Raw genomic sequence first — 20,908 nt, forward strand, 5'->3', positions numbered from 1 at the left:
CGTCCTGACTCGGGCACCCGGTGCGCACCGAGCCGGTCCGAGTTGGAGGTTTCTCTGACATCCTCGGCGTACGGACCGCCCCGACTGGAGGATCGGACGGGACCGGAGAGCGGCCGGAACTGGCCACCGACTACCCTTGCCAAGCGTGAAGGTCCTCGTCATCGGCGGCGGCGCCCGCGAACACGCCCTGTGCCGCTCTCTGTCCCAAGATCCCGCCGTCTCCGAGCTCCACTGTGCCCCGGGCAACGCCGGGATCGCACAGGTGGCGACGGTCCACCCGGTCGACCAGCTGAACGGCGCGCAGGTCGCCGACCTGGCCGTGCGGCTCGGCGCCGCCCTGGTCGTGGTCGGCCCGGAGGCCCCGCTGGTCGCGGGCGTCTCCGACGCCGTGCGCGCGGCCGGCATCCCGGTGTTCGGCCCGTCCGCCGAAGCCGCCCGCCTGGAAGGCTCCAAGGCCTTCGCCAAGGACGTGATGGCCGGGGCCGGCGTGCCCACCGCCCGCTCCTACGTCTGCACCACCCCGGCCGAGGCCGCCGAGGCGCTGGACGCCTTCGGCGCGCCGTACGTGGTCAAGGACGACGGCCTGGCCGCCGGCAAGGGCGTGGTGGTCACCTCCGACCGCGCGGCCGCGCTGGCGCACGCCGCCTCGTGCGAGCGCGTGGTCATCGAGGAGTACCTGGACGGCCCCGAGGTGTCGCTGTTCGCGATCACCGACGGCACCACCGTCGTCCCGCTCCAGCCCGCGCAGGACTTCAAGCGCGCGCTGGACGGCGACGAGGGCCCCAACACCGGTGGCATGGGCGCCTACTCGCCGCTGCCGTGGGCGCCCGCCGGGCTGGTCGAGGAGGTCCAGCAGAGCGTCCTGCAGCCGACCGTCGACGAGCTGCGCCGCCGGGGCACCGAGTTCTCCGGCCTGCTGTACGCGGGCCTCGCGCTCACCTCGCGCGGTACCCGGGTGATCGAGTTCAACGCCCGCTTCGGCGACCCGGAGACCCAGGTCGTGCTGGCCCGGCTGCGCACCCCGCTGGCCGCCGTCCTGCTGGCCGCCGCCACCGGCACCCTGGACCAGCTGGAGCCGCTGCGCTGGGACGAGGGCGCGGCCGTCACGGTGGTCGTCGCCTCCGAGGGCTACCCGGCCGCGCCGCGCACCGGTGACCCGATCGAGGGCCTGGCCGAGGCCGAGGCCGACGGCACCGCGTTCGTCCTGCACGCCGGTACCAGGGCCGACGAGGACGGCCGGGTGCTGAGCGCCGGCGGCCGCGTCCTGTCGGTCACCGCGACCGGCGCCGACCTGGCGGAGGCGCGCGACCGCGCGTACGCCGCCGTGGACCGGATCGCGCTCAAGGGCGGCCAGCACCGCACCGACATCGCCCTGAAGGCGGCCACCGCGTAGGGCCTGCCCCGCCTCCGCCCGCAGGGCGCCGCGCACCGTGGGATTTCCCCCCATGGACGCAGCGCCCTGCGGCGTTTCCGGGGCGGGAGTGGCTCCGGGGGCCGGCGCACCGTTCGGCGGCCGGATTCCAGCCCATCGGGTGATAGCACCCGCATCCGGCTGACGTAGCCGGGCGCCCGGCCTTATGGTGCGCTGGATCGCAGTGCGACGTGGCCGTGCGCCGGGGTCGCCGCCGGGTAGCGGTGTTCCCACGGGGGGATGCTGGACGGCGTCCGGCCGGGCGGGTGCCCGGGTGCTTCGCACCGGACCGGTCGTGACCGTCCGGAATCCGGGCGGTGTCACCGGGACGAGTGGAAACCGGGGCGATCCGGAACACCCACCCGGGCCGGTGCGTCGAACATGGCAGAAGCGCCACACAGCATGCACTACCGGGGATCGGACGCCTCCGCTTCCCGGTCGGAACTGATCGTTTCGAGTCGGCTCAGGGCCCGTCGCCGGGCGCCCGAGGGCTCCGAAGGGGGTGCCGCACCGTATGGCCGCAGTCGACACCGCGCGCGCTCATGCCCAGGCGGTCCTGCGGGTCCGTGGTCTCGCCCTGGCCGCCGCCGCCATGCCCGCCGCCGTCGCGGTGGTCCTGCTCGCGGGCCGGTTCACCGGGCGGATCGGCGCACCCGGCTCCTCCGACGCCGCCGGGTGGGACGCCGCCCGCTGGGTGGTCTGCGCGGTGGCCGCGCTGACCCTCCTGGTGGCCGGGCTGACCGCCCGCGCCTACCACCGGGCCGTCCCGCCCCGGACCCCGGCCGTCCCGCTGAAACGCGCCGAGGCGCCCGAGCTGTACCGGCTGATCGACGAACTCGCCGACCGGCTGGACGTGCCCGCGCCCTCCACCGTGGCCCTCACCCCGGACTGCGACAGCTGGCTGGAGGACGTGCCGCCGGTGCGGCGGGCCCGCCCGTTCCGGACGCACCCCGAGCCGCCGGGCCCGGTCCTGGTGATCGGCTCGCCGTTCCTGTGGTGGATGCGGGCCGGCGAACTGCGCGCCCTGCTCGCCCCCGTGGTGGCCGGCACCGCCGCCTCCGCCGACCCGGAGATCGCCGCCGCCCGCCGCTTCCTGCGCAGCCTGGACGCCGGCCTGGACTCCGGCCAGGGTGCCGCCCCCGGCCTCGGCGGCGCCACCCTGGCGGGCCCGCCCCGGCCGCCCCGCCGCGGGCCGGCCGCGCTCGCCGAGCGGATCACCCGCGGGATCATCCGACGGCTGCTCGGCGCCTGCCGGGGCCACGCCGCCGAATTGGAGCGCTCCGTCGCGAGCTGGGCCTCCGAGCAGGCCAGGACGGTCGACTACGGCCTGCGGATCGCCGCCCAGGAGCAGGTCGGCCTGGCCTACGCGGGCTGGGACCGGCTGCTCACCCGGGTCGCGCTGCCCGCCTGGCGGCTCGGCCGCCACCCCGCCCACCTCAACGCCGGCGTCGTCTCCGCCCTCACCGAGCTGTCCCGGCGCGACCGCCTGGCCGACGGCTACGGCACCCGGCTCGGCGACCGCCCCGCCTGCGACCTGCTGGAGGAGCCCGGCACCGTCGACCGGGCGGTCTCCCGGCTCGCCGCCGAGCTGTTCTTCGGCAGCCCGGCCGCCGGAGGCTGGCACGAACTGGAGTGGACGGACTACCCGGCCGACGTGGTGGACGCCGGCTGGCGGGCCCGCGCCGCCGCCCTGCAGACCGCCCTGGACCGGCTCGCCCCCCAGGCCCGCCCCGGCTCCCCGACGCTCACCCGGCTGCTGGTCCGGCTCGCCGAGGGCGAGGGGGAGCAGCTGGCCGCCGCGCTGGCCGCCCAGCTGGCCCGCACCACCGCCCCGGCCCCGCTGCTCGAAACCGCCCGCAGCGGCCGTGACCTGCTGGTCGACCACGTCACCGCGATGGTCTGCTGCGCCGCCGTCGACACCGCGGGCGGCGCGCCCGGCCTGGACTGGCTGGACGGTCCGGTGCTGCTGCTGGGCGGGATCCGCCGCACCGACCTGGCCGGGCCGGTCGCCCAGGCCGTCGAGCAGGGCCAGGACGGCCCGCTGCGGGCCTGGCTGGACGCCGCCGACGTCCGGCTGGAGAAACCCGTCCGGTTGTGAGCCGGACAGGCGGCGCTCGGTGCTCCGGCGCGCGCCCCCAAACCGACCGGCGGGCGGCCGTCTCCGCAGGCCGGAGGCCCGGCCGGGGGAGGGCGTGAGATTCCCGGCACCAATTGCGACCGCAGGGTGACGGAGCGCCAGCACTCTGTGGTGTATTAGACCGCACGCACATCCGGGGGGCACGTGCCAACCGGGCGGAAGTGCACCTGGGAGGGGCGCGTGGGCACGGAACTCAACCGCCGCTGGGAGTCCGGAACGCACGCTTACAGCGTCTCCGACCCCTTCGGTCAGGGCCCGCTGCCCTGGCTGCGCAGCCCGGACCAGTACCTGGCCGGTGCCGAGGGCGCCGTCCCCTGGTACGTCTCGGTGGACGCGCCCGGCCAGCGGCCGCTGGCGGCCGGCGCCCGGCCCAAGCCGCCGGTCGGCACCCCGCAGAGCGCCAACGACGTGGACCAGCAGATCAAGGGCTTCGCCTCGGCCGGGGTGATCCGCCCCGGCGGTTCGGTGGACTTCCGGGTCACCGTCAACCCGCCCCGCGAGTTCACCGTGGACGTCTGGCGGATCGGCCACTACGGCGGCGACGGCGCCCGCCACATGACGTCCAGCCCGCTGATCGCCGGGCTGGCCCAGCCCGCCCCGCTGGTGGTCGAGCGGACGGTCTCCTGCCACCACTGGTGGCACTCCTGGCGGTTGCAGATCCCGGTGCACTGGAAGCCCGGCGCGTACGTCGCCGTGCTGACCACCGCGGACATGCTGCACCGCAGCCACATCCCGTTCACCGTCCGGGACTTCGAGGACCGGGAGCACGCCGCCGAACTGCTCCTGGTGGTCCCGGACGTGACCTGGCAGGCCTACAACCTGTTCCCCGAGGACGGCCGCAGCGGCGCCAGCCTCTACCACGCCTGGGACGGCCGGGGCGGCCTGGTCGGCGAGCCGGAGGCGGCCGTCACGGTCTCCTTCGACCGCCCGCACGCCACCGCCGGGCTGCCGCTGCACGTCGGCCACGCGTACGACTTCATCCGCTGGGCCGAGCGCTACGGCTACGACCTCTCCTACGCCACCGCCACCGACCTGCACGCGGGCCTGGTCGACCCGGGGCGGCACCGGGCGCTGATCTTCCCGGGCCACGACGAGTACTGGTCCGAGCCGATGCGCCGGGCCGTCGAGCAGGCCAGGGACGACGGCACCTCGCTGGTGTTCCTGTCCGCCAACACCATGTACTGGCGGGTCGAGCTGACCGCCGCCGCCTCCGGCGAACCCAACCGGCTGCTCAACTGCCGCAAGCGGCAGAAGGTCCAGCCGGGCAACCCGGCCGCCGGGGTGCCCGGTTCGGCCAGCGCGCTGTGGCGGGACGCCGGCGAGCCCGAGCAGCAGGTGCTCGGCCTGCAGTACTCGGGCCGGGTCGCCGCGCCCGTCCCGCTGATCGCCCGGCACACCGCGCACTGGCTCTGGGACGGCACCGGCCTGCAGGAGGGCGACGAACTGCCCGGCCTGGTCGCCGGCGAGGCCGACCGCTACTACCCCAAGGTGGCGCTGCCCGAGCACACCGAGCGGGTGCTGCTCGCGCACTCGCCGTACCAGGACCTCGCCGGCCGCACCCGCTACCAGGAGACCTCGCTGTACCGGGCGCCCAGCGGCGCGTACGTGTTCGCGGCCGGCACCTTCGCCTGGTCGCCCGCGCTGGGCCGCCCCGGCCTCACCGACGAGCGGATCCAGCGGGCCACCGCCAACCTGCTCGACCGCCTCGGCAAGAACGAGGCCTCCTTCGGCCGGGCCCCGCTCGCCCGGAACGGGGCCGCCCTCGGCCAGAAACGGGGCCTCGGGGGTTCGTGAAAGACTGCGGGGGCAGTGACCTCCCCTTTCGCGCGCCCCACGCCCGCGAACGACCCCTGAGGACTGAGACACCTTGAGCGGATTTGTCACCAAGCCCGAGCCGGTCCAGGTGCCCGGCCTGGTCCACCTGCACACCGGCAAGGTGCGCGACCTCTACCGGACCGAGTCGGGCGAGCTGGTCATGGTCGCCAGCGACCGGATGTCCGCCCACGACTGGGTGCTGCCGAACGAGATCCCCGACAAGGGTCGCGTCCTCACCCAGCTGTCCCTGTGGTGGTTCGAGCGGATCGCCGACATCGTCCCCAACCACGTGATCTCCACCGAGGTCCCGTCCGGCGCCCCCGCCGACTGGAAGGGCCGCACGCTGATCTGCCGCAGCCTGGACATGGTCCCGGTCGAGGCGGTCGCCCGCGGCTACCTGGCCGGCTCCGGCCTGGCCGAGTACCAGGAGAACCGCACGGTCTGCGGCATCGCCCTGCCGGAGGGCCTGGAGAACAGCTCCGAGCTGCCCGCCCCGATCTACACCCCGGCGCTCAAGGCCGAGGTCGGCGAGCACGACGAGAACGTCTCCTACGAGGAGACCGCCCGCCGGATCGGCGCCGACCTGGCCGCCCAGCTGCGCCGCACCACCCTGGACGTCTACGGCCGGGCCCGGGACATCGCCCGCGACCGCGGCATCATCCTGGCCGACACCAAGTTCGAGTTCGGCCTGCTGGACGGCGAGCTGCTGATCGGCGACGAGGTGCTCACCCCGGACTCCTCCCGGTACTGGCCGGCCGACGAGTGGCAGCCCGGCCGCTCGCAGCCGTCCTTCGACAAGCAGCTGATCCGCGACTGGCTGGTCTCCCCGGCCTCCGGCTGGGACCGCTACAGCGAGCAGCCGCCGCCGGAGCTGCCGGCCGAGGTGGTCGAGCAGACCCGCGCCAAGTACATCGAGGTGTACGAGCGGCTGACCGGCACCGCCTGGGCCTGACGCCCGACCGCCCGCGAGCCGTGCCCGTGTTCGGACCTAGATCCAGCCGTGCTCGCGGGCGATCCGCACCGCCGCGTGCCGGTTCTCGGCGCCCAGCTTCCCGGCCGCCGAGGACAGGTAGTTGCGGACGGTGCCGGGGGACAGCGCCGCCCGTTCGGCGATCTCGGTGATCGAGGTGCCGTCGGCGGCCAGTTCCAGGACGTCCGTCTCGCGCGGGGTGAGCGGGGTCTCGCCCGCGCTGATCGCGTCCGCGGCCAGCTCCGGGTCCACGTACCGGCCGCCGGCCCGGACGGTCCGGATGATGCCGGCCAGGTCGGCCGCCGAGACGGTCTTCGGCAGGAAGCCGCGCACCCCGACCTCCAGCGCCCGCTTGAGGTAGCCGGGGCGGCCGTGGCCGGTGACGATCATGCAGCGGCAGTCCGGCAGCAGCCGGCGCAGTTCGGTGGCCACCTCGATGCCGTCCTTGCCGGGCATCTGGAGGTCCAGCACCGCGACGTCCGGGCGGTGGGCCTGCGCCATCGCCAGCGCCTCCGGGCCGGAGCCGGCCTCGGCGACCACGGTGATGTCCTCCTCCAGGGAGAGCAGCGCGGCCAGCGCGCCCCGGATCAGGTGCTCGTCGTCGGCGAGCAGGACGCGCACGGGTGCGGGGTCGGTCATCGGGCGGTCCTCCGTCGGTGGGTGCGGGTCAGAGCGGGACGGCGGCGAGCATCCGGAAGGTGCCCCGGGCGGTCTCGGGGATGGTCAGCTCGCCGTCGTGGGCGGCCAGCCGTTCGCGCAGGCCGCGCAGTCCGGTGCCGCCGCCCAGCGAGGGGAGCGGGACGGCGGGCACCCCGTCATTCTCCAGCTCCAGGACGGCGCGGCCGTCCTGGAGGTTCAGCCGGATCAGGCAGTGGGCGGCCTCGCTGTGCCGCAGCACGTTGGTGGTGGCCTCGCGGATCACCCAGCCGAGCACCGACTGGACCGGCGGCGGCAGCTGGTCGGCGTTCTCGCCGAGGTCGATCTCGCAGACGACGTCGGCGCTGCGCAGCACCGCGCGGGCGCCGATCGCCTCGGCGTGCAGGTCGGCGGTGCGGTAGCCGCGGATGACGTCCCGGACCTCGCGCTGCGACTCCTGGGCGATCCGCTGCACCTCGGCCATCTGGTCGGCGGCCTCCGGGCGCCCGCGGCGGGCGAACTGGACGGCGAGTTCGCTCTTGAGCGCGATGGTGGTGAGGTTGCGGCCCATCACGTCGTGCAGGTCGCGGGAGAACCGCAGCCGCTCCTCGGCGACGGCCAGCCGGGACTGGGCCTCGCGGGCGGTCTCCAGTTCCCAGATGATCGCGGTCACCCAGGCGAAGCTGCGGCAGGTGCCGACGAGGAAGGTCAGGCTGATCGACGCCCCGACCGCGAGTCCGGCCGTGGTGGCGGGGCTCATCCCGGCCAGCAGCATCGCCGGGGAGACCAGCAGGATCAGTCCGAGTCCGGCGGCGAAGGCCCGGCGCAGGGGCAGCCCCACGCTGATCGGGCCGATGGCGGCGCACAGCAGGGCGATGGCGACCGACGCGGTGAACGGTGGCCCTCCGGGCCGCCCGGGTTCGGCGGAGGACGGGCCCAGCAGCAGGACGGCCCAGGAACCGGCGACCGAGAGCGCGCTGTTGACGATCAGCCAGCGCAGGTGCTCGGTGGGGCGGTGCAGGTAGTGGTCGAGCGAGGTGCGGAACGCCCGGAGGCAGAGCAGGGTGGAGGCGAGCGAGACGACCAGGGTGACCCGGACGGCGCCGATCGACCGGTCGAGGTTCTCGACGGAGGAGGCGCTGAACACCAGGTTCACCGGAACGATGCACCAGGCCACCATGTAGAGCGACCAGCGGAAGTACAGCTCGGCGCGTTGGGGCTTGCCGAAGCCCTTCCATCTGCGGACCGGCCCCTGGACGGCCATCGAATCGCTCCCCGTTTCGATCAAGATCGTGTCGCTACCTTCATATCAGAGGCGGAACGGGGGCCTGACCTTCGCACTTCCGGAGCGGGTGCCCGCCGGGGCGTCAGCGGCGCGACTCCCAGCGGAAGTAGCGCACCGCGCCCCAGACCGCCAGGCCGAGCCAGACGGCGCCGGTCACCAGGTGCGGGGCGGCGGTGGACCAGGTGCCGGCGAAGCCGGTGGCGGCGGCCGAGCCGTCGGTGCCGGTCCAGCCGATCCGGATCAGCTGGAACGCCGGGGTGGTGGGCAGCAGGCGGCAGAAGTCGGCCAGCCCGGGGGGCATGATCTCCAGCGGGATGAGCAGGCCGGAGCCGAACTGGGAGACCAGCAGCACCGGGAGGGTGGTGATGCCGGCGGTCTCGACGGTCTTGGTGAAGGCGCTGGAGACGGCGGCCAGTGCGATGAAGACGGCGATGCTCAGGACCAGCCCGACGGCCAGCAGCAGCGGGTTCACCGGCGTGCTGAGTTTGAGGAGGGCGGCCGCGCCGACGCCGACCACGGCGCACATCATCAGGGCGAGGCTCACCGAGGGCACCGCCGTGCCGGCCAGGATCTCGATGTCCCGGGCCTCGCCGGTGCGCAGCCGCTTGAGCACCAGCTCGTTGCGGCGGGCGACGTACGCGGCGGTCAGGTTGTAGTAGACGACGAAGGCGAGGACGCCGCCGATGGTGCCGGTGATCAGCAGCGTGTCGACGTCCAGTCCGGGGTGGGACTCGGCCTGCTGCTTGAGCATGTTGTGCCGGCCGGCGATCAGCAGCAGCGGCAGCAGCAGCGCGGTGAACAGGGCGGCCCGGTTGCGCAGCAGCAGGGTGGCCTCGGCGCGGCCGAGGGCGAGCAGCCGGCGGGCGGTGGTGCTCTGCGGGCCGGCGGCGGTCTTGGCGGCGGTGGCAGTGGTCATCGGGCGGATCCGATCAGGCGGCGGCGGGCGGGGCGGGCGGTGGGGGCGGCGGGCGACTGGGGCGGGGCCTGGTGGGCGGCCTCGGAGGCGATGGCGAGGAAGGCCTCCTCCAGCGAGGCGCTGCGGGCGTCCAGGGAGCCGAGCGTGATCCCGTGCTGCTGGGCCCAGCCGAGCAGTTCGAAGAGGGTGTGCTGGAGGCCGCCGGTCTGCACGGTGACCTTGCGGCCGTCGACGGCGATCTCGGCCCCGGCGAGGACCGGCAGCGCCGTCCCGGTGAACTCGGGGAGTTCGAAGCTGATCCGGGAGGGCCGGCCGGCGATCACCTCGGCGACGGTGCCGGTGGTGACGATCCGGCCGCCGTGCATGATGGCCAGCCGGTCGGCGAGCTCCTCGGCCTCCTCCAGGTAGTGCGTGGTGAGCAGCACGGTGGTGCCCTGGGCGCGCAGTTCGCGGACCAGCCGCCAGACGGCGGCGCGCGCCTCGGGGTCGAGGCCGGTGCTGGGCTCGTCCAGGAAGAGCACCTCGGGGCGGCCGAGCAGGGCCATCGCGAGGTCGAGCCGGCGCCGCTCGCCGCCGGACAGCTGCTTGACCCGGACGTCGCGGCGGTGGCCGAGGCCGACCAGCTCCAGGGCCTCGTCGACCGGGCGGGCGCCGCTGGTCATGCCGGCCCAGCTGCGGCCGGTCTCGGCGATGGTGAGGTCGCCGGGGAAGCCGCCCTCCTGGAGCATGATGCCGATCCGCGGGCGGAGGGCGGCGCGCTCCCGGTGGGGGTCGTGGCCGAGCACCCGGACGGTGCCGCCGGTGGGGGCGGCCAGGCCCTCGATGAGCTCCATGGTGGAGGTCTTGCCCGCCCCGTTGGTGCCGAGCAGGGCGAACAGCTCACCGCGGCCCACGGTCAGGTCGACGCCGCGGACGGCGTGGTAGCCGGTGGTGCCGGTGCCGTAGTGGCGGTGCAGGTCGGTGACCTCGATCACGCTGTCGCCGGGGCGGAGGGGCTGGCTCGTTTCCATGGCTCAAGCCTTCCGCCTCCCCGGCCGGGCGGGCAGTGCGCGCCGTCATGAGACGGCGGTGGAGATCCACGGGTCGGCGATGACAAATGTCATGGGCCGGGATCGGCGTGGCGCGGGAATGCCGAAAGGCCCCCTCGATCGAGGGGGCCTTTCGTTCTGGAGCGGACGACGAGATTCGAACTCGCGACCCTCACCTTGGCAAGGTGATGCTCTACCAACTGAGCCACGTCCGCAGGTCTAACTATGGAGTTGTGCTGTGCTCGCGCACTGCGAGCGGACGACGAGATTCGAACTCGCGACCCTCACCTTGGCAAGGTGATGCTCTACCAACTGAGCCACGTCCGCACGGTGCCTGGTGGGGCACCCGCCGCCTCTTCGGATCTCTCCGTTGCGGCGACGAGGATTACTCTACAGCATCGTTCGGGGTGGTCGCCCCACCCTTTCGGTCCAGGCGGGCGGGGCGACCGGGGTGCCCGGGGCGGTCAGTTCGCCTCGGCGAACTGCTCGTACACGTGCTTGGGGATGCGTCCGCGGGCCGGCAGCTCCATGCCGCGCGACAGGGCCCAGGCGCGCACCGCGGCCGGGTCCGGGGTGAGCGCGGTGCGGCGGAAGGACTTTCCGGTGCGGCTCTGGCGGCGGCCGGCCGCGACGAACGGAGCGAGGGCCTCCCGCAGCTTTTCCGCGTTGTCCACGGACAGGTCGATCTCGTACGACTTCCCGTCGACGCCGAAGTGGACGGTTTCCGCCGCGGCGCCGCCGTCCAGGTCGTCGGAGAGCGTGACAACTACACGCTGAGCCATGGGTGTCAATCCTCTCGGGCAATTCGGCCGCCGGTCCGCGGGGTGCGTCCGGGGGCCTGATGTGCACCCACTCGCGCAAGCGCATACGGGCAGGCCTGGTGGCCCGCCGGATACGCAGCACTTGCCGCGACAGGTGGCCCTATTCTGCACCCGAAGGGGGTCGAAATCGAAGAGTCCGGCATTCTTTTCCGGATATTCACGTGTCTTCGCCGGAGTGCCGGATACCGGAGTGCGGGACGGGTCGATCTGTCCCGGAGTGCCGTATTCGGGTGTTCTTCGGGTGTTCTCGTTCCGGGGGCCGAATCCGTGGAAACCGCGCGGCCCGGCCGGGGGTTCACGGGCTTGGATCCCTTGTCGCGTAAGGGTCTCGGGTCTACGCGCGTCGCCTGCCCCGGCCAGCAATCCCGCCCGAAACCCCCGGTAGTCTGGAGTTCCCCCGCCTCACCGAAGACACCACCGGGAGTGCCAGTGGCACGCGTCGTAGTCGACGTCATGCTCAAGCCGGAGATCCTCGACCCCCAGGGCCAGGCGGTGCAGCGTGCACTGCCCCGTCTCGGATTCACCGGGATCGCCGACGTCCGCCAGGGCAAGCGTTTCGAGCTGGAAGTGGAGGGCCCGGTCGACGACGCCGCGCTCGCCCGTATCCGCGAAGCCGCCGAGACCTTTCTCGCCAACACCGTGATCGAGGACTTCACCGTCCGCGTCGAGGAGGCGGCGAAGTGACCACCCGCGTCGGCGTCGTCACTTTCCCCGGCTCCCTCGACGACCGTGACGCCCAGCGTGCGGTCCGCCTGGCCGGCGCCGAGCCGGTCGCGCTCTGGCACCGTGACAAGGATCTCCACCAGGTCGACGCCGTCGTCCTGCCGGGCGGATTCAGTTACGGCGACTATCTGCGCTGCGGCGCGATCTCCCGCTTCTCGCCCGTGATGGACACCGTCATCGAGCAGGCGAAGCTGGGAATGCCGGTCCTCGGTATCTGCAACGGCTTCCAGGTGCTCTGCGAATCGCACCTGCTGCCCGGCGCGCTCACCCGCAACGACTCGCTGCACTTCGTCTGCCGCGACCAGAAGCTGCGCATCGAGAACACCGGTACCGCCTGGACCCGGGATTACTCGGCGGGCCAGGAAATCGTCGTTCCGCTGAAGAACGGCGAGGGCCGGTTCGTCGCCGAGGAGCGCGTCCTGGACCAACTGGAGGCGGAGGGCCGGGTGGTGGCCCGTTACGTGGACGTCAACCCGAACGGTTCGTACCGCGACATCGCCGGCATCACCAACGCCGCCGGCAATGTCGTCGGCCTGATGCCGCACCCGGAGCACGCCGTGGAGCCGCTCACCGGTCCGACCGTCGAGGGCCTGGGCTTCTTCACTTCCGTCCTGAAGCAGCTGGTGAACGCCTGATGAGCCTCGACACCGTCAAGAACGCCGAGCAGACCCCGGACGTCGCCCAGCCCTGGGCCGAACTCGGGCTCAAGGAGGACGAGTACGCGCGCATCCGCGAGATTCTCGGCCGCCGCCCGACCGGCGCCGAACTCGCGATGTACTCGGTCATGTGGTCGGAGCACTGTTCGTACAAGAGCAGCAAGGTCCACCTGAAGCAGTTCGGCGACAAGAAGCCCGACTCGGACGCGATGCTCGTCGGCATCGGCGAGAACGCCGGTGTGGTCGACGTCGGCCAGGGCTACGCCGTGACCTTCAAGGTCGAGTCGCACAACCACCCGTCGTACATCGAGCCCTACCAGGGCGCGGCCACCGGCATCGGCGGCATCGTGCGCGACATCCTGGCGATGGGCGCCCGCCCGGTCGCCGTGATGGACCCGCTGCGGTTCGGCGCGGCCGACCACCCGGACACCCGGCGCGTGCTGCCCGGGATCGTCGCGGGCATCGGCGGCTACGGCAACTGCCTGGGCCTGCCGAACATCGGCGGCGAGGTCGTCTTCGACTCCTGCTACCAGGGCAACCCGCTGGTCAACGCGCTGTGCGTGGGCGTCATGAAGCACGAGGACATCCACCTCGCGCAGGCCTCCGGCGCCGGCAACAAGGTCATCCTGTACGGAGCCCGCACCGGCGGCGACGGCATCGGCGGCGTCTCCGTGCTCGCCTCCGAGACCTTCGACGACACCAAGCCGACCAAGCGTCCGGCCGTCCAGGTCGGCGACCCGTTCCAGGAGAAGCTCCTGATCGAGTGCACCCTGGAGATCTTCCGGGAGAAGCTCGTCAAGGGCATCCAGGACCTGGGCGGCGCGGGCCTGTCCTGCGCGACCTCGGAGCTGGCGAGCGCCGGCTCCGGCGGCATGCGGGTCGAGCTGGACACCGTGCCGCTGCGCGACAACACGCTCTCGCCCGAGGAGATCCTCATGAGCGAGTCGCAGGAGCGCATGTGCGCCATCGTCGAGCCCGGCAAGGTCGACCGCTTCCTGGAGATCTGCGAGAAGTGGGACGTCATCGCCACCGTCATCGGTGAGGTGACCGACGGCGAGCGCCTGGAGATCTTCTGGCACGGCGAACTCGTCGTCGACGTGCCGCCGCGCACCGTCGCCCACGAGGGCCCGACCTACCAGCGCCCGTACGCCCGCCCGAGCTGGCAGGACGCGCTGCAGGCCGACGCCCCCACCGGCGAGCGGCTGGCCCGCCCGACCACCGGCGAGGGCCTCAAGGCCGACCTGCTGAAGGTCGCCGGCTCCCCGAACCAGGCCTCCAAGTCCTGGATCACCGACCAGTACGACCGCTACGTGCTCGGCAACACCGTGCTCTCGGTCGGCGAGGACTCGGGCATGATCCGGATCGACGAGGAGACCAACCTCGGCGTCTCGGTCGCCACCGACGGCAACGGCCGCTACACCAAGCTGGACCCGTACACCGGCGCCCAGCTGGCCCTCGCCGAGGCCTACCGCAACGTCGCGGCCGGCGGCGCCAAGCCGCTCGCGATCTCCGACTGCCTCAACTTCGGCTCCCCCGAGGACCCGGACGTGATGTGGCAGTTCGCCGAGGCCACCCGCGGCCTGGCCGACGCCTGCCTGGTGCTCGGCACCCCGGTCACCGGCGGCAACGTCTCGCTGTACAACCAGACCGGCGAGGTCGCCATCCACCCGACCCCGGTGGTCGCGGTGCTCGGCGTCATCGACGACGTCACCCGGCGCACCCCGGTCGCCTTCGCCGAGGAGGGGCAGCTGCTCTACCTGCTCGGCGACACCGCGGACGAGCTCGGCGGCTCGGCCTGGTCGCAGGTGGTCCACGACCACCTCGGCGGTCTGCCGCCCAAGGTCGACCTGGAGCGCGAGCGGCTGCTCGGCGACATCCTGATCGCCGCCTCGCGCGACGGCATGATCGACGCCGCGCACGACCTCTCCGACGGCGGCCTCGGCCAGGCGCTCGTGGAGAGCTGCCTCAAGGGCGGCCACGGCGCGCGGATCATCGTGCCCGAGGGCGCGGACCCGTTCGTGTTCCTGTTCTCCGAGTCGGCCGGCCGCGCCGTCGTGGCGGTGCCGCGCAGCGAGGAGCTCCGGTTCAACGACATGTGCACCGCGCGCGGCCTGCCGGCCACCCGCATCGGTGTCGTGGACGGCGAATCCCTGGACGTCCAGGGCCAGTTCAGCGTCTCGCTGGCCGAGCTGAAGGACGCCCACACCGGCGTCATCGAGGCTCTGCTCGCCTGACCCGCGTGGTTCGAGGGGCGGACGGTCCGACGGGGCCGTCCGCCCCTCGGCGTATGTTGGGGCCATGCCCCCCAAGCCCCGTACCTACCAGCCGCAGAAGGTGCGCGCCGCGCTCGCGGCGCAGACCGGCGCGCTGCGCGACGCCGTCCGGCAGCTGTGCGAACGTCCGGACGCCGAGCAGTGGTTGGCCCGGCCGACCAGGCTGGGGGAGTGGACGGTCCGCGAGCTGATCGCGCACCTCGCCGTCCAGCTCGACTTCGTCCCCGAGCACCTCGACGATCCGCTGGAAGGGCGGGCGCCGTTGGACCTGCCGGGGTGGGTGGCCGCGGTCGGCACGGTCGCGCCGCTGCTCGACGAGCAGGCCCGGGCGAGGGCCGCGGGCGACTTCGGCGGGGACGCGGCCTCGGTGGCGCGGGCCTTCGCCCGGGCGGCCGCCGCGCTGACCGGTCTGCTGGACCGGCCCGAAGCCGCCGACCCGGTACGGCGGTTCGAGATCCGGCTGGGCTCGATGACACTCGCCGACATGCTGGTGACCAGGCTGGTGGAGACCGTCGTGCACGCCGACGACCTGGCCGCCGCGCTCGGCCTCGACGGCTTCCCGCACGACCGCCAGGCCGTCGCCGCCGTCACCCGGCTGCTGGCCGACGCCTTCGCCGACCGCGCGCCGGGCGGCGCGGTCGAGCTGCGGATCCCGCCGTACGCCGTCGTGCAGGCCGTCGAGGGCCCCCGGCACACCCGGGGCACCCCGCCGAACGTGGTCGAGACCGACCCGCTGACCTGGATCCGGCTGGCCGCCGGCCGGGCCGACTGGGCGGCCGCGGTGGACGCGGCGGCGGTCTCCGCCTCCGGCGAGCGCAGCGACCTGCGGGAGTACCTGCCGGTGCTCGGGTAACCGCGCTTCGGGGCGTCCTACGGCACCGACGGCCCGCTGAGGTAGGTGCCGTTCTCCGAGTACGGCCAGGCGTTGGGCTCGCAGCCCTTGAGTCCGTAGATCTGCTGCATCATCGCGGGCGCCGGCTTGCCGGGGCCGGGGCAGGTCTCGTGCCCGTGGCCTATCCGGTGGCCGACCTCGTGGTTGATGATCAGCGCCCGGTACTCGTCGAGCGGGCCGCTGAACTGCGGTGAACCGGTGTTCCAGCGCTTGGAGTTGACGAGCACCTGGTTGCCGACGTTGCAGTTCACCTCGCCGTGGGTGTCCAGGCCGGAGGCGCCGCAGATCCGGTCCACGGTGGCCGGCGAGGCGATCTTCACGGTGAAGTCGTACCCGCCGCCGGCGACCAGCTGGAAGCCGTTCTTGCGGTCGTTGGTCCAGCCGCGCTTGTCGCCGAGGAAGCCGTGGATCTGGGTGGCTGCGGCGCCGGCGTCGATGCCTATGCCGTCCTCGACCTCCACCCGGTAGCGGCGCACGGTGCCGCGTCCGACCGGCTGGGCGGTGGCGGCGGCGATGCTGAAGGTGCCCGCGCCCTTGGCCGGGCCGGGATCGGGCGTGGCGGGCGTGGTGGGGGTGGGCGTCGAGGGCGGAGCGGGGGGCTCGCTCGGGGTGTCGGTCGGCGTCGGGGTCGGCGTCGGGCCGGCGGGCGAGGGAGCCTGGTCGGTCGGCGGGGCGATCCGCGCCTGGGCGGTCGGCCCGCCGTCGGGCGCGTCCAAGGAGCGGGTCAGCACGACCGCCGTACCGCCCAGCACCGCCACCGCCGTGACCAGCGCCGCGAGCATGCCGGGCCCGAGCCTGCGCGGCGGCCGGCGGCGTCGGCGGCCGCGGGCGCTGCCGCTCCTGGCGGCGGATCTGGCTGCGGGCATGATCGACACCCTGGCATGGCGAACGGGTGAATGTCCACATACCGGGTATGCAGGCGCCCGGCGGCGGCCGCCGATCCCGGGACGGCGGTTGACCCTGGCGCCCCGGATGGCAGACTGCCTGCATGGCGATTCACCGGAATCTTCTCGACGGCCCCGACCCGACCCTTCTCCCGGAGGACGAGCAGCCCTACCGCATGCTGGCGGAGGAATCGGCCTCACCCACCCAGGTGGCCGCCGACTTCCCGACCTTCTGCCTCGCCTGGGCGATGCTCGCCGACGACGCCTACGCGGCCGGCCGCTACGTCGAGTCCTACGCCTACGCCCGCACCGGCTACCACCGCGGCCTGGACGCGCTGCGCCGCAACGGCTGGAAGGGCCACGGTCCCGTGCCGTGGGAGCACCGCGGCAACCGCGGCTTCCTGCGCTGCCTGGCCGGGCTCGCCCGGGCGGCCGGCGCGATCAAGGAGACCGAGGAGGAGGCCCGCTGCTGGCAGTTCCTGAAGGACAGCAGCGCGGAGGCGTACGCGGAGCTGAAGCAGTAGACCCGCACGGCTGCTGAGGCAGCAGACCCACCCACAGGTGCGCCCCCCGGTGAAGTCCACCGGGGGGCGCATCCGCGTTCACACCGTGGCCGGGCTCGGCCCGGCCGCCGGGCTCACTTCAGGCGGTTGCCGGCCGAGCGCAGCTGCTGCGCGGCCTCCAGCACACGGGCGGCCATGCCCGCCTCGGCGAGCTTGCCCCAGGTGCGCGGGTCGTAGGTGTTCTTCTTGCCGACCTCGCCGTCGACCTTCAGCACACCGTCGTAGTTGCGGAACATGTGGTCCACGACGGGGCGGGTGAAGGCGTACTGGGTGTCGGTGTCCAGGTTCATCTTCACGACGCCGTTCTCCAGCGCGGTGGCGATCTCCGCCGCGGTCGAGCCGGAACCGCCGTGGAAGACGAAGTCGAACGGGTCGGTCTTGCCGTACTGCTTGCCGATCGCGTCCTGCAGCTCGCGCAGCAGCTCCGGCTTCAGCACGACGTTGCCCGGCTTGTAGACGCCGTGCACGTTGCCGAACGAGGCGGCCAGCAGGTAGCGGCCCTTCTCGCCCAGGCCCAGCGCCTCGGCGGTGCGCACGGCGTCGTTGACGGTGGTGTACAGCTCGTCGTTGATCTCGTGGGTGACGCCGTCCTCCTCGCCGCCGGTCGGGGTGATCTCGACCTCAAGGATGATCTTGGCGGCGGCGGCCTGGGCCAGCAGCTCCTGGGCGATCGCCAGGTTGTCGGCGAGGGTCTCGGCCGAGCCGTCCCACATGTGCGACTGGAACAGCGGGTTCTGGCCCTTGGCCACGCGCTCGGCGGAGACCGCCAGCAGCGGGCGGACGTAGCCGTCCAGCTTGTCCTTCGGGCAGTGGTCGGTGTGCAGCGCGACGGTGATGTCGTACTTGGCGGCGACGATGTGCGCGAACTCGGCCAGCGCCACGGCGCCGGTCACCATGTCCTTGTTGTGCTGGCCGCCCAGGAACTCCGCGCCACCGGTCGAGATCTGGATGATGCCGTCGCTCTCGGCCTCGGCGAAACCACGCAGTGCGGCGTGCAGGGTCTGCGACGAGGTGACGTTGATGGCCGGGTAGGCGAACTTGCCCGCCTTGGCCCGGTCCAGCATCTCGTTGTAGACCTCGGGAGTTGCGATGGGCATGCGATCCGCTCCTGTCGGGTTGCGGCGTACGGACGGTGCTGTCCGACGCTGTGTACGCCTTCGGTACGACTCCGTGCCGGCCGCCGACGCGCGGCGCTGCGGTGTGGCTCTCCGGCACCAAGGTTCGAGCGACCTCCGCGGTACGGCAATGAGGGTGGTGTGCCGCCGCGGACCGGACGCCCGTGCCATCCTCCCAGACTCGTGCCCGCAGGTCAGCAGGAGCCCGCCAGTCGGACCGTCCGCCGCCGGCGTCAGCGGACGCCCCGCTGCTGCGACCTTCGGCGGACACCGGATACACCTGCTGGGCGAAGCCTTCGTACAGAACGGCCCGCTATCCTGCGGCCGTGGACTACAACCAGCTGGCCGTCAACATCCTCGACGCCAAATCCCTGATCTCGTCCCTCGGCGCCATCGGGCTGATCGCGATCATCTTCGCGGAGACCGGCCTGCTGGTCGGCTTCTTCTTCCCGGGTGACTCACTGCTGATCATCGCCGGCGTCGCGGCGTCGAACGCCGCCTCGTCGGTGCTCGGCGACGGCGCCAAGCTGCCGATCGCCGTCCTGCTCGTCGGCGCCCCGGTGGCCGCGGTCGCGGGGGCCCAGCTCGGGCACCTGATCGGGGTCAAGGTCGGGCCGAAGATGTTCGACAAGCCCGATTCGAAGATCTTCCGCCGCGAGTACGTGGTGAAGGCGGAGGAGTACTTCAACAAGTTCGGGCCCGGCAAGGCCGTGGTGCTGGCCCGCTTCATGCCGATCGTCCGGACCTTCCTCAACCCGGTCGCGGGCACCCTGGAGATGCCCGCCCGGACGTTCTTCCTGTGGAACGTCATCGGCGGCGTGCTCTGGACCGAGTCCATGCTGCTGATCGGCTACTTCTTCGGCGACGCGCTCGCCCCGGTGATCGACAAGTACCTGATCCCGGCGGTGCTGCTGATCGTCCTGCTCTCGATCTCGCCGATCCTGATCGAGGTCCTGCGCGAGCGCAAGAAGCGGAAGGCCGGCGGCGCCGTGGAGAGCGCCGAGGCCGACCCCGTGCAGACCGGCGGCCGCCACCGGCGCGGCTGAGCACCGGGGCCTCGCGCACGACACGCGAAGGGGCCGGGTCCCGTCTCACGTTTCACGTGAAACAGGACCCGGCCCCTCGTGCTGTCAGGTCCGGCCGGGCTCAGAGGCCCAGGTCGTCCAGGTCGTAGGCGGTCACGTACGGCAGGCCCTGCGCCTCGACCGCGGCCGCGCCGCCGCGCTCCACGATCACCGCGACGCCGACCACCTCGGCGCCCGCCTCGCGCAGCGCCTCGACGGCGGTCAGCACCGAGCCACCGGTGGTGGAGGTGTCCTCGACCGCCAGCACCCGGCGGCCCTTGACCTCCGGGCCCTCGATCCGGCGCTGCAGGCCGTGCGCCTTGCCCGCCTTGCGGACCACGAAGGCGTCCAGCTCACGCCCGCGCGCGGCGGCGGCGTGCAGCATCGCGGCGGCCACCGGGTCGGCGCCCAGGGTCAGACCGCCGACGGCGTCGTACTCCAGGTGCGAGGTCGCGTCCAGCATCACCCGGCCGACCAGCGGGGCGGCCTGGCCGTCCAGCGTGATCCGGCGCAGGTCGACGTAGTAGTCGGCCTCCTTGCCGGAGGAGAGGGTGACCTTGCCGTGTACGACGGCCTTGTCCTTGATCTGTGCCAGCAGGGCGTCGCGGTCGTTGCTCATGAGCGTCCAGTCTAGGCCCTCTCCCGCCGGTCAGCGCCGACGCAAGGCCCTGACCAGCACCACGGCGCCACCCAGCAGCGCGACCCCGCCGCCGATCATCCACGGCACCGCGCTGCGGCCGCCCGAACCCGGCACCACGATCCCGCCGGCCTCGCCGCCCCAGCGGGACGCCGCCCGGGCCCGGGCGCTGCGGGCCGGCAGCGCCGGGGCGTAGCGCCCGCGCGGCGGCGCGTGGTCCACCTCCTCGGCCGAGCGGCCGACGATGCTGCGGCGCACCGGGCCGCCGCCCGCCGGCTCCTCGTCGTACTCGAAGAGCGGCTCGGCGGGGAGCTCCTCGGCGACGCCCTCCTCGGGCCCGTCCTCGTCGCCGCCGCCGGTGGGCAGGCCGAAGCGCTCGGCGTCGGCGTCGGAGAAGGCGATCAGGTCGGACAGGTCGTCGTCGAGGTCGTCACCGGGCTGGTCCTGGTGCTCCTCGATGAACACCACGCTGGCGTCGGTCCCGGTGCCGTCCTCGGTCCCGTCCTCGGCCTCGCCGCAGGTCTCCGTGTCGCTCTCGCCGTCGTTCTCGCCGTCGCTCTCGCTCTCCGGCTCGGGCTCGGCGTCCGGGGAGGCGAGCGCGGTGGCGAACCGGTCCAGCAGGCGGCGGCCGGCGGCGTCGAGGGTCTCCCCGTCGAACTCGGTGAGCCGGCCGGTGGCGCTCAGGTCGCCGGTGAAGCGGACCACGGCGGTACCGTCCTCGGCGCCGTCCGCGACGCTGACCCGGACGGTGGCGGTCGCCTCGCCGCTGCCGCGGGCCTCCTGGCCCTCGGCGAACACGGTCAGCACGCCCTCGCGCCCCTCGATCAGGGACAGCACGCCCTTGTACGTGATGGTGGAGCCGCCGATCCGCAGCTTCAGCCGGCCGCCGATCTCCTCCGCCGGTCCTCCGCCGACCGCGGCCGGCTCGGTGCTCAGCCCCGGCACGCTACGGGCCAGCAGAGCCGGATCCTGCAAGGCCTGCCGCACCAACTCGGCGGGCATCGGGACGACAACCTCATGCTCCATGTCAGGGAGCCTACCGACCCGACCCCGTCCGGTCCCCACCCACCGCCACCCGACTT

General features: G+C 73.3%; 19 protein-coding genes and 2 tRNA genes. 10 read left to right on the top strand and 11 right to left on the bottom strand.

What is annotated here, in order from left to right; all coding sequences use genetic code 11:
• The first annotated feature begins 145 nt into the window (after positions 1 to 145).
• The 4 genes from purD to ACFVTF_RS01510 all read left to right on the top strand — a co-directional run bounded on the left by purD (position 146) and on the right by ACFVTF_RS01510 (position 6,315).
• Complete coding sequence (gene purD / locus ACFVTF_RS01495; RefSeq protein ID WP_371517908.1) at positions 146 to 1,393, top strand: phosphoribosylamine--glycine ligase; 1,248 nt, start codon at positions 146 to 148, stop codon at positions 1,391 to 1,393.
• A gap of 532 nt (positions 1,394 to 1,925) precedes the next feature.
• Complete coding sequence (locus tag ACFVTF_RS01500; protein ID WP_387807652.1) at positions 1,926 to 3,509, top strand: hypothetical protein; 1,584 nt, start codon at positions 1,926 to 1,928, stop codon at positions 3,507 to 3,509.
• Between the two features lie 219 nt (positions 3,510 to 3,728).
• Positions 3,729 to 5,342: a N,N-dimethylformamidase beta subunit family domain-containing protein gene (locus tag ACFVTF_RS01505; protein ID WP_371517910.1), complete on the top strand. Its 1,614-nt coding sequence runs from the start codon at positions 3,729 to 3,731 to the stop codon at positions 5,340 to 5,342.
• A 73-nt stretch (positions 5,343 to 5,415) separates the two neighbouring features.
• Positions 5,416 to 6,315, top strand: a complete 900-nt coding sequence (locus ACFVTF_RS01510) for a phosphoribosylaminoimidazolesuccinocarboxamide synthase (protein WP_371517911.1) — start codon at positions 5,416 to 5,418, stop codon at positions 6,313 to 6,315.
• A 36-nt stretch (positions 6,316 to 6,351) separates the two neighbouring features.
• On the opposite strand, the gene ACFVTF_RS01515 is transcribed toward ACFVTF_RS01510, so the two are convergent.
• The 7 genes from ACFVTF_RS01515 to ACFVTF_RS01545 all read right to left on the bottom strand — a co-directional run bounded on the left by ACFVTF_RS01515 (position 6,352) and on the right by ACFVTF_RS01545 (position 10,980).
• Entirely contained in the window at positions 6,352 to 6,972 is a 621-nt protein-coding gene (locus ACFVTF_RS01515; RefSeq protein WP_350876631.1) for a response regulator transcription factor, read from the bottom strand.
• A 28-nt stretch (positions 6,973 to 7,000) separates the two neighbouring features.
• Positions 7,001 to 8,233 (bottom strand): sensor histidine kinase, encoded by a 1,233-nt coding sequence (locus ACFVTF_RS01520; protein ID WP_387807657.1) that lies wholly within the window; start codon positions 8,231 to 8,233, stop codon positions 7,001 to 7,003.
• 103 nt (positions 8,234 to 8,336) lie between these two features.
• The gene (locus tag ACFVTF_RS01525; RefSeq protein WP_387807660.1) at positions 8,337 to 9,170 is read right to left on the bottom strand and encodes an ABC transporter permease; all 834 of its coding nucleotides are present in this window, start codon (positions 9,168 to 9,170) and stop codon (positions 8,337 to 8,339) included.
• Positions 9,167 to 10,180, bottom strand: coding sequence for an ABC transporter ATP-binding protein (locus ACFVTF_RS01530; RefSeq protein WP_387807663.1), 1,014 nt, complete (start codon positions 10,178 to 10,180; stop codon positions 9,167 to 9,169). Before ACFVTF_RS01530 ends, ACFVTF_RS01525 begins: the two co-directional genes overlap by 4 nt.
• 157 nt (positions 10,181 to 10,337) lie before the next feature.
• Positions 10,338 to 10,413: transfer RNA gene (locus ACFVTF_RS01535), tRNA-Gly, on the bottom strand.
• Positions 10,414 to 10,452: 39 nt separating this feature from the next.
• Positions 10,453 to 10,525: transfer RNA gene (locus ACFVTF_RS01540), tRNA-Gly, on the bottom strand.
• A 137-nt stretch (positions 10,526 to 10,662) separates the two neighbouring features.
• A complete protein-coding gene (locus ACFVTF_RS01545) occupies positions 10,663 to 10,980 on the bottom strand; it encodes an Lsr2 family protein (protein WP_063348519.1) in 318 nt (105 codons plus the stop codon).
• A 468-nt stretch (positions 10,981 to 11,448) separates the two neighbouring features.
• Here ACFVTF_RS01545 and purS point away from each other — a divergent pair, with 468 nt between their 5' ends.
• From purS to ACFVTF_RS01565, 4 genes are all read left to right on the top strand, one after another.
• The gene (purS, locus tag ACFVTF_RS01550; RefSeq protein WP_045692676.1) at positions 11,449 to 11,703 is read left to right on the top strand and encodes a phosphoribosylformylglycinamidine synthase subunit PurS; all 255 of its coding nucleotides are present in this window, start codon (positions 11,449 to 11,451) and stop codon (positions 11,701 to 11,703) included.
• Positions 11,700 to 12,377: a phosphoribosylformylglycinamidine synthase subunit PurQ gene (gene purQ, locus ACFVTF_RS01555; RefSeq protein ID WP_063348520.1), complete on the top strand. Its 678-nt coding sequence runs from the start codon at positions 11,700 to 11,702 to the stop codon at positions 12,375 to 12,377. Before purS ends, purQ begins: the two co-directional genes overlap by 4 nt.
• On the top strand, positions 12,377 to 14,632 hold the full coding sequence (gene purL / locus ACFVTF_RS01560; protein WP_387807668.1) for a phosphoribosylformylglycinamidine synthase subunit PurL: 2,256 nt from the start codon (positions 12,377 to 12,379) through the stop codon (positions 14,630 to 14,632). The genes purQ and purL overlap by 1 nt, the downstream gene beginning before the upstream one ends.
• Before the next feature lie 64 nt (positions 14,633 to 14,696).
• Positions 14,697 to 15,524, top strand: a complete 828-nt coding sequence (locus ACFVTF_RS01565) for a sterol carrier family protein (protein ID WP_387807670.1) — start codon at positions 14,697 to 14,699, stop codon at positions 15,522 to 15,524.
• 17 nt (positions 15,525 to 15,541) lie between these two features.
• On the opposite strand, the gene ACFVTF_RS01570 is transcribed toward ACFVTF_RS01565, so the two are convergent.
• Positions 15,542 to 16,429, bottom strand: coding sequence for a DUF3152 domain-containing protein (locus ACFVTF_RS01570; RefSeq protein WP_387807673.1), 888 nt, complete (start codon positions 16,427 to 16,429; stop codon positions 15,542 to 15,544).
• 122 nt (positions 16,430 to 16,551) lie between these two features.
• Between ACFVTF_RS01570 and ACFVTF_RS01575 the strand changes: the two genes are divergently transcribed.
• Complete coding sequence (locus tag ACFVTF_RS01575) at positions 16,552 to 16,971, top strand: DUF3151 domain-containing protein (protein ID WP_350876615.1); 420 nt, start codon at positions 16,552 to 16,554, stop codon at positions 16,969 to 16,971.
• A gap of 113 nt (positions 16,972 to 17,084) precedes the next feature.
• Here ACFVTF_RS01575 and fbaA read toward each other — a convergent pair whose 3' ends face one another.
• Complete coding sequence (gene fbaA / locus ACFVTF_RS01580; protein ID WP_063348525.1) at positions 17,085 to 18,107, bottom strand: class II fructose-bisphosphate aldolase; 1,023 nt, start codon at positions 18,105 to 18,107, stop codon at positions 17,085 to 17,087.
• Between the two features lie 344 nt (positions 18,108 to 18,451).
• On the opposite strand from fbaA, the gene ACFVTF_RS01585 reads away from it, so the two are divergent.
• Positions 18,452 to 19,171: a DedA family protein gene (locus tag ACFVTF_RS01585; protein WP_371517919.1), complete on the top strand. Its 720-nt coding sequence runs from the start codon at positions 18,452 to 18,454 to the stop codon at positions 19,169 to 19,171.
• Positions 19,172 to 19,271: 100 nt separating this feature from the next.
• On the opposite strand, the gene pyrE is transcribed toward ACFVTF_RS01585, so the two are convergent.
• Together pyrE and ACFVTF_RS01595 are read right to left on the bottom strand one after the other, a co-directional pair.
• A complete protein-coding gene (gene pyrE / locus ACFVTF_RS01590; RefSeq protein WP_063348526.1) occupies positions 19,272 to 19,808 on the bottom strand; it encodes an orotate phosphoribosyltransferase in 537 nt (178 codons plus the stop codon).
• Positions 19,809 to 19,838: 30 nt separating this feature from the next.
• Positions 19,839 to 20,852 carry an SRPBCC family protein gene (locus ACFVTF_RS01595; RefSeq protein WP_387807678.1) on the bottom strand — a complete coding sequence of 338 codons (1,014 nt, stop codon included), beginning with the start codon at positions 20,850 to 20,852 and terminating at the stop codon, positions 19,839 to 19,841.
• Positions 20,853 to 20,908: the final 56 nt, after the last annotated feature.

The sequence above is a fragment of the Kitasatospora sp. NPDC057940 genome (genome assembly GCF_042887425.1).
GTDB lineage: Bacteria > Actinomycetota > Actinomycetes > Streptomycetales > Streptomycetaceae > Kitasatospora.